Raw genomic sequence first — 12,268 nt, 5'->3', positions numbered from 1 at the left:
TTCACGATCCCTCCTTTGAGTCCGTTGCCTGCGGGCTCAGGCGCACGGCGCGCAGACGACACGAAGCATCGCCAGCATCCGCGGCAATTGTCACCATATCGACCCAGCCGCGTTCGTCGCGCACGATGGCGCCCCACACGTTTCCCTTGATGTCGAGATAGCCGCTCAGAGCAAGTTGCGCCGTGGGTACCTCGCGATAGGCACGCAGCATATCCGCCGCCGCTTCGGTCATCGGTCGGTCCTCGGACCATGCAAGCCGGACCGCAATCGCGTTGCCCTCAGGCGAATCCGTCGCAGTGCCAGACCGCTTGTCGAGCGTCCGCAGAAAGGTTTGCGCCGTGACAGCGACATCCGAATCGTCCGCATCTCGCATCTCATCTTTTTGAGACGCCACCGCCGAATCTGAGCCCAAATCGGAGGCGGTCCCAGGACGCTGCTGCCGCGCGGCGTTAAGCCCCCAAAGCACCGCCGCTATCGCCACGGTCAGGCAAGCAAACACCAGCAGCACCCCGATGGGGCGCTCGCCCTCTACAGGCTGTTGATGCCCTCGCTGATAGCGTTCCATAGATCTTGGACCTTGCCCTTAAATGCGACGATGGCGATAATCGCGATCACCACGAGCACGCCGACCAAGATGGCATACTCGGTGGTACCCTGTGCACTCTCCTCCTGCAATAGTTCCTTGGCGCGCTGACGAACATGTGCCGCCCGGCAAAACGCCCAGCCCTGGACCTTGCCAGCAGCGTCAGTCATCGTGTTCATGTATTCCTCCCTACATCATCCCGCCTGCTCCCAGCAGCGGGCCCAATATGGACAGAAGCAACGCCGGCAAGATGAGCGTGCCGGTGGGAATCAGCAGCTTGACGGGTGCACGCTCGATCTCGCGCTCGACCGCGGCGCGATGAGCCGCACGGATCTCGCGACTTTGAGCGGCCAGCGTCTCGGCAAGTGGGGCACCCAGGGCGAGCGCCTGCCCCACCGTGATGGCAAAGGTCTCGAGCGCTCGCACGTCCAGGTCGCGCGCGGCGGCCAACAACTCGTCCTCACGCGTGCCCACGCCCACCTGCCACGCCATGCAGGCGCGCTCAAGGCGAAGAGCCAGCACTGACCGGCGGTTGGCGCAGAAAATCTCAAGCGCCGCATCAAACGAAAGACCGGCCGAAAGACCCAAGCGCACAACATCGATCATCTCGGACACTTCGCCGAGCGACACTCGCGCCGGGCCGCCCGCTCCAACCGCGCCCTTCACTCGCGCGGTCAGAGCATCGACCACCGAGCGACCCGCGGCAGCGACCAGCACCGCCTCGCGCTTGCAGGCCCCTGCGATCTTGCGTGCATCCGCCCGATCCAAACCCGTCGCGACAAATACACTCAGGGCGCACAGGCAAGCCGCAACTGCAACCGGGGCGCTCATAGCTCCACCCGCATAATGCGCCGGATAACCACCAGGGCAACGGCGTTGAGGGCAAGACCCAGCACCACAGCGCCCGCGCCGGCAGGCGTCGCAAGACCGCGACGAAAATCTGCCGAAAGCAGCGCCAACACCGCGCACATGCCCGCCGGCATCGCCGCGACCATATGCGCAGACATGCGAGCCTGCGACGTCTTAACATCCAGGCGGCGCTTGAGCTCAATGCGCTCCCCCACCATGCTCGACGCCTCGGACAGTAAGTCGGCAAGCGGAGCGCCGGTGCGCTGAGACACCTTAAGCGCCAAGGTCACAAGCGAAAGACCGGGGGCGTCGATACGCACGAGCAAGTCATCGAGCGCGTCGGTCGCCGAGATGCCGCAATCGATCGCCGCCGCCACCCGCAAAAACTCGGTATGCACTGGCTCTTGCGCATGAGCGCCCACAAAGCGCATGCCCTGGGCCAGCGAATGTCCCGAGGCAAGCGACATGGAAAGTGCGGTAAACGCCTCGGGCATTGCCTCTTCTGCATCGTGTTGCTCGCGCCGGCTCTCAAAGCCATCCCGAGCGGCACCAACGGCAAACGGAGCAACAAGTCCCAAGGCAAATCCGAGGGGCGATAACGACACCATCGTTAGTAAAACGCAGCAGACACCGCTCGATAGCAGCAGAAACGCCAAACGTCCCGAAGCATCTTCGATCACGAGGCCAAGGCGATGCGCCGGAGCCAGCGATGCCCACGAACGGGCGATCTTTTTCAGCAGATCGTTTTCCACCAGCTCACGCGGCAGCTTCTCTGCCACCGTCTCGAGCGCCTGACGTGCCAGCTCCGCCGGCGGTACCTGCGGCACACGAGGTTCCGCCCCGCACGCCGTCGCGACAGAAAGCCCTGCCAAGCCCCCTACGACGAGGGGCACAGTGATCTCCATTCGTCCACCTCCTCTTGTGTGAGCGTCCCCGACCGCAGGCCTTCTGCGATAAACGGCGGCTCGCGGTCAAGCGTCCAGGTGCGCTCGGCGGCATCGAACGTCACATAGCGCTCGAGCTCTACGCCGCCCGATGCGGCGCGTCGCACCCCCGAATACGAGGAGACGAAGCGCCTGCCATCGGCGTGGCGCTCGGACATCACGATACCGTCGAGTGCCATGGCAATCTGCTCCTCGATGAGCTCGCTCGGCAGATCGATGCCATAACGTGCAAGCAACGTCAGACGCACCACGGTCTCCTGTTCTGAACCCGCATGAAGCGTGGTGAGCGACCCGTCGTGGCCCGTGTTCATGGCCTGCAACATGTCGCAGCACTCGGCACCGCGCACCTCGCCCACCACGATGCGGTCGGGGCGCATGCGCAGGGCATTAGTCACCAGGTCGCGGATCGTCACCGCGCCCTCGCCCTCAATTGAAGCCTCGCGCGCCTCTAGGCGCACCACGTGCGGATGATGCGCAAACTTGAGCTCGGCAGAGTCCTCGATCGTCACGATGCGCTCGCCGGTGGAAATCTCACATGACAACGCGTTGAGCAGGGTGGTCTTACCAGATCCCGTGCCTCCCGCAACCGCCAGGTCCTGTCGCAGCGACACCGCACACGACAGCAGCTGCGCATACCAAAGCGGCAGCGATCCCAACCCCACGAGCTCGTCCAGCGAGCAGATACGGTCCGAGAACTTTCGGATGGTGAGAATCGGTCCGTCAATCGCCACAGGCGGAATCACCGCGTTGACGCGATAGCCCGTTTTGAGGCGGGCGTTGACGATGGGGCTGCGCTCGTCGATACGGCGGCCAAGTGGCGAGATAATGCGGTCGATAAGCACACGGATCTGCTCATCATCCTCAAACGCATGCTCGATGGGGTACAAGACGCCGCCGCGTTCAAAGAAAGCCGAGCGGCAGCCGTTGATCATGATCTCGGTAACGGTGTCGTCCTCGATGAGCGGCTGCAACGGCCCCAAGCCCACCACGTCATCCAAAATCTCGTCGATGATGGTCTCGCGCTCGGGCGTCGCGAGATCGGTCGGCTCCTCAACATTGAGCGCCGCCTCCACCGCAGGACGCAATTCCGAGCGGGCAAGTGCCGGGTCGATATAGGCGCTGATACGCGCCACTTCGTCGTAACCCATGCGGTCCATCACGGCGCGCTTGGTGCGTCGTTTCACGGCGCGGCGACGCCCCACATCTACAGGCGCTGCCGCCGCCGCAGCGCCGGCAGCCTTAATCCTCGTTTGCAGGCTCATCGCTGATCACCCTCGCGCGACCAGGGAAGGCGGATACGCGGACGTTCGGTGCGCGTTGCACGGTCGGCGACCATATCGCTCCAAGGGCCGACGGCGCACCCCAGTTCCACGAGCATCTCGCGCGTGGCCTCGCGCACGCTAGTCGCAAAAGCGCTGGTCTGCCCCACTGCCTCGTCAGCGCGCCCAAACGCCATGAGCGCGGCGAGATCCTGCCCGCCATCGGCGATACGAATCTTGGAGCTTAACGCACAGGCAATCTCAAAGCGCATGGCGACGTCCTCGTCTGCCCCGCGCGCACCGAACCGGTTGAACACGGCGCTCATGCGCGTGCGCGGCACACCTACTCGACCTGCCAGTTCAATGACGCGCGATGCCGATGCCGCGGATGACACCGCCGCATCGCCAACGACCAGGCAACGGTCGCTCGCCGCCACCGCAGCCGCCACGGCGTCGCCCCAAAAGACCGAGGTATCGATAAAGACCACGTCGGATTCGCGACGCAGAACATCAAGCAGTAGCTCCACCGGACGCGCCATGAGCTCGGCTTGCTCGGGCGCTGCGACGGGACCCCAGAGCGTAACGCCCGGTGCCACGCGCATCGATGTGGCTACGATATCCGGCTCGGTGAGCGTGCCCGCCGCCGACGGCTCGATAAGTGCCGCCATATCGCGCGGAGCATCGACGCCTAACAAGTCGTAAAGGTTTCCAAACATCAGGTCCAGGTCGAGCACGGCGGCACGCAAGCCCAACAGCGACGATGTGTGTGCCATGGTGGCAACGATCGTCGACTTGCCGCAACCGCCCGAACCCGAAATAGCGCAGATGACTGGAGCTCGATGCGGCGGAGCGGTAGCGTCTGCCGGCGGCATCGGAGGCGGCGGGGCGGGCGTCGGTGACAGCGTCCCCGTCTCCCCCGCCGCAACCACGTGCTGCGTCCAAGCCGGCATGGCTGCTTGTTCGGTCTGCGAGGCAGGCTCGTTCTGCGCAATCTGCTCATGCTGCATCAGCGACAACTCGCCGCACCCGGCAAGGCCCTCAACTTCGTCGAGTTCATCCGCCAGATTCACGCCGTGCACGTATCCCATATCTACTGCCGGGGAGTCGCCAGCATGCTGCGCCGGCCCTCCAGCGTCATCGTATACAAGGGGGTTCCGGGGGCGCCGACCATGCTCGGCTTCCGCTTTTCCATAATCATCAACACGCGGGCCTCTTGTAGCGCGAGGCGCCCCGGGTTCCCTATCAACAAAAGCATCGGGCTCAATCGTCATGCGCCGATCGGAATCAACCGCTCCCTCGCCCGCGCGCCCGTTGCCGCATATACTGTGTGCAGCGATGACCTCGGTCGCCCCCGCGCGAAACAGCCCCTCGATATCCGACGGATCGAGCGCTTCTATCAACACGACCACGCGACTCACGCGGCCTTCGGCCGTCAGGCGCGCAACAGTCTTGCGCACATCTTCGGTATCAAACAGAGACGCCGCGATGATGGCAGCCCCGCGGCGCGACGGAAACGCCCGCGCCATGGAAACCAGCCCGTCCAGGTCACCCACGCGAAGCACCTGTGCACCCGCATCACGGCCCTCGACTTCCCGCTGCAACAGCCCGTAATCGCCGCACGCGCAGCACGCAAGCCAGATCGCCTTCATCACTCGTCGCCTCCGCTCTTTTTGCCGCGCGCCGTGGCGGGAATCGTCAAGCTGACCGTTCCCTTGCCCGAGGCTCCCAGCAGTTCCTTGACGTCTTCGGGGTCAGCCGCCAGCGTCACCCATTCGATCTTGCCCTCGCGCGTGGCACCGGAATCCTCACTGGTATCGATCACGTACGCGCCGCACAGCCGATCGGTCACGCCGTCTTTTTGCACATACACATCCACGTAGCTGCCCACGCCCGTAGCACCGCCGACCGAGTGCTCGGCATCGACCGCCACCGAAACGGCGACCTTGCCCTTAGGCACCTCGAGCTTGCGGCTCTCGACCTTGGTGTAGACATTGCAGATCACGGCGTTTTTGGGAATACGCGAAGTCGTCACGTCGCCGCGCACCTGGCGCAGCTCGGTCGCCGCGTCACGCGGCAGCAGACTCGTCAGCCACTCCTGGGTTATGACATTGGTCTCATCGAGGGTCTCGCCCACATCGATATCGCGCGCCGCGACGCATACCTCGACGCGATCGCCACCGTACTTGGCCAAGGTCTCAGCCTGGACCTGTTCGGCTTGTGAGCGGATCGATGAGCCGTAAACCATGCAGAGCAGAGCAGCGAGCACGCCCGCGACCAGACTGATGGCGATGCGCTTGCTCTTGTTCACGGCCGCTCCTCTCATGGCAGTGCCGGGCGAATGCCCGTACCACCATTGTCTGGGCGGTCAGAGTGCAAAGCGGCGCAATCGCAATCTTGGTTTTCGATGTCAAACCAATCGCTGACCAAAAGCTGACCAGCCCGTCAAGCTCGTGGCAAGGTTTTGGTCAGCACGTCAGCAAACTGCATGTTTCGAGGCTTTTCCGCAGCAAAAAAGCCGTCTCCCGAACAGTTGGGAGACGGCAGTCATAGGAAAAATCAATTACAGATGGACATCGGGATCGAGCATTTGAGCACTCACGCGCATGGATGACGCCAGGTTTTGGAACGTTTCCAAACGCAGACTGTCGATCTGCCCGGCGTCCTCGGCCTCGCGAACGGCGCAACCCGGCTCATGGGTATGCGTGCAATCGCCAAACCGGCACGCGCGCGATGCCTCGACAATCTCGGGGAAGGCGCGCGCCAGACCCCGCTCGTGACCCACGAGCGGTAAGCTGCGCAGGCCCGGGGCATCGGCGATCACGCCGGCGTCGCCCGGCAGCGCTACCATCACGCGCGCGACGGTAGTGTGACGGCCCTGGTCGTCGCGTTCGCGCACACCGCCGGTCGCCAACGTATCGTGGCCCAGCAGCGCATTGAGCAGCGTCGACTTGCCGGCACCCGACTCGCCCAGAATCATGGCGCAGCTCCCGGCAGGCACGCAGGCACGGACCTCGTCCAGGCCGCGGCCCTCGGCAGAGGACGTCACGATCACGCGCACGTCCGGACCCACCAGGCGGCGCACGCGGTCTAGATCGCGCTCGAGCTCCCCGGCATCGCAGCGGTCAGCTTTGGTGAGTACCACCACCGGTTCGGCATCGCAGTCGAGCGCCAACACCAGCGAGCGCGCCACGCGGTCGAGCAGCACCTCGCCGGCACCGAGCGCCTGCACGATCAGCACGCTATCCACGTTGGAGCAGAGCACCTGACGCTCACCGCGAGCGCGTCCGCGCCAGCGCTCAAAACTCGTACGGCGCGGCAGCACGCACTCAATCACGCCCATATCGTGCCCGGGAGCGCGGCGAACCACCACGCGGTCGCCCACGGCGGGCAGCAAGACCTCGTCCTCGCCACGCGACTTGGCAAACCCTACGGCATGCTCGGCACGAAACGTGTCATCGGCAGTCGCCACCAGCGGAAACCCGCGGTCCAGGCGCACCACGGCGCCAAGCTGCATCTGCTCGGGCTCCTCGGCATGTGCGCAGAAATCATCAAAGGCAGCCTGCTGAGCTTCATCGACCGGCAGGTCATCAAACGCCGGAACATCCTGCAGCGCGTCAAGCCCCGGTACACTCGCCAGCAACTCCTCAGCAGATGCAGGGGGTTCGGTCGCGAGCTTCCGACGACGATCACGCTTAGCCCGCGCCCCCGTCGTCTTTTTCTTCGCCTTAGCCTTAGCCTTAGCCACAAACGCCTCCCAGCACCAAAAATCACAACTGAGCAGGTATTTTAAATCAAAAAGAGCTGGCCGGGCAAAGCCCGACCAGCTCACATACTTTCCCTCAGCCCTTTTCATCCGCACGGGAGAAAAGCCAGCAAGGATACCGCAGGGCCCGCCCGCCGGGAGGGGTTTCCTAAGGGCACATCCCGCAGCCGCAAAGCGGCGAGGACGTGCCCGTGGAAACCCCGCAGGCGGTCGGGCCCGGACAGGAACGTTACTCTTTTTCGACCGCGCGCATGATCGCCTTGTAGATCTCCATCAGCGGGATGATCAGGAAGGCAAGGCCCAGCGCGGCGATAACGCCCTTGAGCTCGAGCGTCACGGGGCCAAAGAACATCTCGGCAAGCGTCGGCTGCACGGTTACGATCACCGTCAGCACAAGTGCCAGCGCGGCAGAAGCCCACAGCCACTTGTTCTGCTTCTTCATCTTAAACAGCGACGTGCGACGGCTGCGCATGTTAAAGCAGTGGAAGATCTCGACCATGTTGAGCGTGATGAAGGCCATCATCACGCCTTCTTCGTCGGCGGCGCCGGCGATCATATCGGCGATGTGGATGTAGCCCATGTCAAAGTACACGCCCACAAAGAAGCTCGCCAGCACCAGCACGGTGATGATCAGGCCCTGAACCACGCAGTCCAGACCCATATGTCCGGCAAAGACGCCGTCCTTGGCGTTGCGCGGCTTGCGCTTCATGATGTCGCCCTCGGCATCCTCCATGCCCAGCGCGAGCGCGGGGAAGCAGTCGGTAACCAGGTTCACCCACAGCAGCTGCACCGGCTGGAAGATGGTAAAGCCGATGAGCGTGGCGATGAACACCGAGAACACCTCGGCAAGGTTGGCCGAAAGCAGGAACTGGATGACCTTACGGATGTTGTCGTAGATGCGGCGACCCTCTTCGCAGGCGCCGATGATGGTGGCAAAGTTGTCGTCGGCGAGTACCATGTCGGCAACGTTCTTAGTGACGTCGGTACCAGTGATGCCCATACCCACGCCGATGTCGGCGCGCTTGATGGACGGGGCGTCGTTGACGCCGTCGCCCGTCATGGCGACGATCTGGTCGCGCGACTTCCAGGCCTCGACGATACGGGTCTTGTGCTCGGGCTGGACGCGGGCGTACACGCCATAGTCCTCGATGTGCGCGTCGAGCTCCTCATCGCTCATGCGATCGAGGTCGGCGCCGGTGATGGCCTGGCTGCGATCGGTGACGATTCCCAGCTGCTTGGCGATGGCCACGGCAGTGTCGATATGGTCGCCCGTGATCATGACGGTGCGAATTCCGGCGTCGTGCGCCTCGCGGATGGCGTCGGCGACCTCGGGGCGGACCGGATCGATCATGCCGGAAAGACCGCAGAAGACCAGGTCGTGCTCGAGCGCGGCGGGGCTGCAGTCGCTCGGGACCTCGGTGTAGGTGCGACTTGCCAGCGCCAGTACGCGCAGGGCCTCGTCGGCCATGGCCTTGTTGGCCGCCACGAGCTCGGCGCGGCGCTCCTCGGTCAGGGGGACGACCTTATCGCCCTCGTAGATATGGGTGCACAGGCCGATCACCACGTCGGGCGCGCCCTTGGTGTACTGCTCGTACTCGCCGTCCAGGGTCTCGACGACCACGGACATCATCTTGCGGCCCGAGTCGAACGGGGCCTCGCCCACGCGCGGGTGCTCGGCATTCAGGCCGGTGAGACCCGCCTTGCCGGCATCGTTGACGAGCGCGCACTCGGTCGGCTCGCCCACGGCCTCGCCCAGCTCCTCGTCCCACTGGGCATCGGAGCACAGGGCCATACCGGCCAGGAACTTCTCCTTGGGCGCAGCGAGCTCGTGCTTGACGACGGTCATCTTGTTCTGGGTAAGGGTGCCGGTCTTGTCGGAGCAAATGGTCTGCGTGCAGCCGAGGGTCTCGACGGCAGAGAGCTTGCGGATGATCGCCTGGCGCTTAGCCATCTTGGTCACACCGAGCGAAAGCACGATGGTCACGACGGCGACCAGGCCCTCGGGGATGGCGGCGACGGCGAGCGAGACGGCAACCATAAAGGTGTCGAGCAAGGCGGTCGGATCGGTAAGGACGTTGCCCACGCCGTGGCGGAGGATGTCAACGCCAAAGATCACGACGCAGATGACGATCACCATGATGGTGAGGATGCGGCTGAGCTCGGCGAGCTTCACCTGCAGCGGCGTGAGTTCTTCCTTGGCCTCGGCCAGGGCGCCGGCGATCTTGCCCATCTCGGTATCCATGCCGGTGCCGACCACGACGGCGCGGCCGCGGCCGTACACGACGGTGGAGCCCATGTAGCACATGTTCTTGCGGTCGCCGAGCGGCACGTCGTCGGTGCCCGCGGCAAGCTCGATCACGTTGGCGTGCTTCTCTACGGGCACGGACTCGCCGGTGAGCGCGGCCTCTTCGATCTTCATCGTGGCGCTCTCGAGCACGCGGCAGTCGGCCGGGACGGAGTCGCCCGCCTCAAGCATGATCACGTCGCCGGGCACGAGCTCGGCGCTCGGCAGGTGCACGAGCTTGCCGTCGCGCAGCACCTTGGACTGCGCCGCACTCATCTCCTGCAGGGCCTCGAGGGCCTCCTCGCTCTTGGCTTCCTGGACCACGCCCAGCACCGAGTTGACGATAACGACGAACATGATGATGGCAACATCGGCAAAGTCGGGCTCGCCCTTGACCATGCCCGTGAGCGCACTGATGACGGCGGCAACGATCAGCATGATGACCATGGGGTCGGCCATCTGCTCAAAGAAACGCTTCCACAGCGGTGTCTTCTCGGCTTCCTCGAGCTTGTTAGGGCCTGTCTTGGCGAGGCGCGAAGACGCCTCGTCGTTGCTCAGGCCGAGGTTCTCATCGACACCTTGGTCGCTGAGCACCTCCGCCGCGGCGGACAGGTATTCCTTTTGCATATAGAGTCCCCTCCTGGGATTCGGGCCACTCAGCAGATTGATGCCCGATCATAATTCCCAGGAGAAGGGCAAGGGCTCATCAAGGCTGCCGTGCTGAGCGGCAGTTGATAGTGGAGCTATGGTAACCCAAAACGACGCGTCTAGCCAAAACAATCCATTTGGAAATGCGGTCCGCACGCAACGGTGCAGACCGTGTGATGCTCAACATTGATAAAACGTTTTTTCTTCGGCACATCGTCAAACTGAAATATCGCCCAGATAGCAGCGGTTGGAGCGGTTGGTAAAGTTTTTTCATATACCGTTTATTCCGCAAAAAATGAACTTCTAATTCGGCATACGGTCGATTTTATGGGGTATTCGGTCGGCATTTCGTTATAATCAACACGGTTTTATTTCTTATGGTTTATCTATCAGCGCAAGACGATGTCAGATGGAGGTCTGAATGTACAAGCGCACTAAGATTGTATGCACCATGGGTCCCGCCTGCGATAGCGACGAGACCATCCGCGAGATGATCAAGGCGGGCATGAACGTCGCCCGTTTTAACTTCTCGCACGGCTCCTACGACGAGCACCACGGTCGCATCGAGCGCGTCCGCCGTATTTCCAAGGAGCTCGGTCTGCCTGTCGGCATCCTGCTCGACACCAAGGGCCCCGAGGTCCGCACCGGCCTTCTGGTCGACGGCAAGAAGGTTGCCGTCAAGACCGGCGATAAGATCGTCGTCACCGCTCAGCCCACGTCCGAGGATTTCCACGGCACCGCTGAGCACATCTCCCTCGACTACCTGGCTCTGCCTTCCGAGGTCGAGAAGGGCTCCCTCATCCTGATCGATGACGGCCTGGTTGCCCTCGAGGTCGAGTCCGTCAGCGGCCAGGACATGACCTGCGTCGTTAAGAACGACGGCCTGATCGGCGAGCGCAAGGGCGTCAACATGCCCAACGTCAACATCTCGCTGCCCGCCATCACCGAGCGCGATCGTCAGGACATCCTCTTTGGCCTGACCGAGAACATCGACTACATCGCCGCTTCCTTCATCCGTGACGGCGAGTCCGTCCGCGGCATCCGCAAGCTTTGCCGCGAGAACGGTGGCGAGCACGTGACGATCTTCCCGAAGATCGAGTGCGCCCTGGGCGTCGAGAACTTCGACGAGATCCTCGAGGCTTCCGACGGCATCATGGTCGCCCGTGGCGACCTGGGTATCGAGATCAAGCCCGAGCTCGTTCCGCACATCCAGAAGGAGATCATCGCCAAGTGCAACGCGGCCTACAAGCCCGTCATCACCGCTACGCAGATGCTCGACTCCATGCAGCAGAACCCGCGCCCGACGCGCGCCGAGGTTGCCGACGTTGCTAACGCCATCTACGACGGCACCGACGCCGTCATGCTCTCTGGCGAGTCCGCTGCCGGTAAGTACCCGGTCGAGGCCGTCAAGATGCAGGCCAGCATTGCTCTCGAGACCGAGAAGTACCTCCCGGCCCACGCTCCGCTCGAGGTTCCGGCCGATGCTCACGGCACCCGCGTTGTCAACAACGTTGTGGGTATGTCCGCTGTGAACATGGCCACCACCGTTGGCGCCAAGTGCATCACCGTGCCGACGACCACCGGTCGTACTGCTCGCCTGATCTCGCACTTCCGTCCCAACATGCCGATCTGCGCGTTCTCCCGCCACGAGTGGGCCGTCCAGCAGATGATTATGTACTGGGGCGTTATCCCGCATCAGGCCGAGATTACCCAGGGCACCGTCAACGGCACGATCGTCAAGGCGATCGAGACCGCTAAGGAGCTCGGCTACGTCGAGGCTGGCGATTTGACCGTCGCTACCGCCGGCGATCCCCGCATGAGCGTCCAGCTCGAGGACAAGGTCTCCTCGACCAACGTCGCTTACGTCGCTCAGGTGCGTTAAGTCGTACTTGCAAGCATGTTTGCATTGCAAAGGGCCCGGAAGGCTTCGCCTTCCGG

Annotated in this window: 10 protein-coding genes; 1 reads left to right on the top strand and 9 read right to left on the bottom strand. The window is 63.4% G+C overall.

Features of this window, described 5'->3' with window-relative positions; genetic code table 11:
- Nucleotide 1: 1 nt before the first annotated feature.
- The 9 genes from PMX72_RS05685 to PMX72_RS05645 all read right to left on the bottom strand — a co-directional run bounded on the left by PMX72_RS05685 (nt 2) and on the right by PMX72_RS05645 (nt 10,309).
- Nucleotides 2-565 carry a hypothetical protein gene (locus tag PMX72_RS05685; RefSeq protein ID WP_128620524.1) on the bottom strand — a complete coding sequence of 188 codons (564 nt, stop codon included), beginning with the start codon at nt 563-565 and terminating at the stop codon, nt 2-4.
- Nucleotides 529-762: a hypothetical protein gene (locus PMX72_RS05680; RefSeq protein WP_089572694.1), complete on the bottom strand. Its 234-nt coding sequence runs from the start codon at nt 760-762 to the stop codon at nt 529-531. Before PMX72_RS05680 ends, PMX72_RS05685 begins: the two co-directional genes overlap by 37 nt.
- A gap of 10 nt (nt 763-772) precedes the next feature.
- Nucleotides 773-1,414, bottom strand: a complete 642-nt coding sequence (locus tag PMX72_RS05675; protein ID WP_055250542.1) for a type II secretion system F family protein — start codon at nt 1,412-1,414, stop codon at nt 773-775.
- Nucleotides 1,411-2,337, bottom strand: a complete 927-nt coding sequence (locus PMX72_RS05670) for a type II secretion system F family protein (RefSeq protein WP_117563706.1) — start codon at nt 2,335-2,337, stop codon at nt 1,411-1,413. The genes PMX72_RS05675 and PMX72_RS05670 overlap by 4 nt, the downstream gene beginning before the upstream one ends.
- Nucleotides 2,310-3,638, bottom strand: coding sequence for a CpaF family protein (locus PMX72_RS05665; protein WP_117634305.1), 1,329 nt, complete (start codon nt 3,636-3,638; stop codon nt 2,310-2,312). The genes PMX72_RS05670 and PMX72_RS05665 overlap by 28 nt, the downstream gene beginning before the upstream one ends.
- The gene (locus PMX72_RS05660) at nt 3,635-5,284 is read right to left on the bottom strand and encodes a nucleotide-binding protein (protein ID WP_271728810.1); all 1,650 of its coding nucleotides are present in this window, start codon (nt 5,282-5,284) and stop codon (nt 3,635-3,637) included. The genes PMX72_RS05665 and PMX72_RS05660 overlap by 4 nt, the downstream gene beginning before the upstream one ends.
- Nucleotides 5,284-5,943, bottom strand: coding sequence for a Flp pilus assembly protein CpaB (gene cpaB, locus PMX72_RS05655; protein ID WP_226790441.1), 660 nt, complete (start codon nt 5,941-5,943; stop codon nt 5,284-5,286). Before cpaB ends, PMX72_RS05660 begins: the two co-directional genes overlap by 1 nt.
- Before the next feature lie 252 nt (nt 5,944-6,195).
- Nucleotides 6,196-7,380, bottom strand: a complete 1,185-nt coding sequence (gene rsgA, locus PMX72_RS05650) for a ribosome small subunit-dependent GTPase A (RefSeq protein ID WP_271728811.1) — start codon at nt 7,378-7,380, stop codon at nt 6,196-6,198.
- A 247-nt stretch (nt 7,381-7,627) separates the two neighbouring features.
- The gene (locus PMX72_RS05645) at nt 7,628-10,309 is read right to left on the bottom strand and encodes a cation-translocating P-type ATPase (RefSeq protein WP_271728812.1); all 2,682 of its coding nucleotides are present in this window, start codon (nt 10,307-10,309) and stop codon (nt 7,628-7,630) included.
- Between the two features lie 442 nt (nt 10,310-10,751).
- Here PMX72_RS05645 and pyk point away from each other — a divergent pair, with 442 nt between their 5' ends.
- Nucleotides 10,752-12,212 (top strand): pyruvate kinase, encoded by a 1,461-nt coding sequence (pyk, locus tag PMX72_RS05640; RefSeq protein ID WP_117637393.1) that lies wholly within the window; start codon nt 10,752-10,754, stop codon nt 12,210-12,212.
- Nucleotides 12,213-12,268 lie beyond the last annotated feature (56 nt).

This window comes from Collinsella aerofaciens, from assembly GCF_028207065.1.
GTDB classification, from domain to species: domain Bacteria; phylum Actinomycetota; class Coriobacteriia; order Coriobacteriales; family Coriobacteriaceae; genus Collinsella; species Collinsella aerofaciens_AR.
This window is presented reverse-complemented; position numbering and strand designations above follow the sequence as displayed.

Excerpts from the sequence above, each read along its gene's own strand:
- PMX72_RS05685 (WP_128620524.1), bottom strand. The coding sequence starts at position 565 with ATGGAACGCTATCAGCGAGGGCATCAACAGCCTGTAGAGGGCGAGCGC.
- PMX72_RS05680 (WP_089572694.1), bottom strand. The coding sequence starts at position 762 with ATGAACACGATGACTGACGCTGCTGGCAAGGTCCAGGGCTGGGCGTTT.
- PMX72_RS05675 (WP_055250542.1), bottom strand. The coding sequence starts at position 1,414 with ATGAGCGCCCCGGTTGCAGTTGCGGCTTGCCTGTGCGCCCTGAGTGTA.
- PMX72_RS05670 (WP_117563706.1), bottom strand. The coding sequence starts at position 2,337 with ATGGAGATCACTGTGCCCCTCGTCGTAGGGGGCTTGGCAGGGCTTTCT.
- PMX72_RS05665 (WP_117634305.1), bottom strand. The coding sequence starts at position 3,638 with ATGAGCCTGCAAACGAGGATTAAGGCTGCCGGCGCTGCGGCGGCGGCA.
- PMX72_RS05660 (WP_271728810.1), bottom strand. The coding sequence starts at position 5,284 with ATGAAGGCGATCTGGCTTGCGTGCTGCGCGTGCGGCGATTACGGGCTG.
- PMX72_RS05645 (WP_271728812.1), bottom strand. The coding sequence starts at position 10,309 with ATGCAAAAGGAATACCTGTCCGCCGCGGCGGAGGTGCTCAGCGACCAA.
- pyk (WP_117637393.1), top strand. The coding sequence starts at position 10,752 with ATGTACAAGCGCACTAAGATTGTATGCACCATGGGTCCCGCCTGCGAT.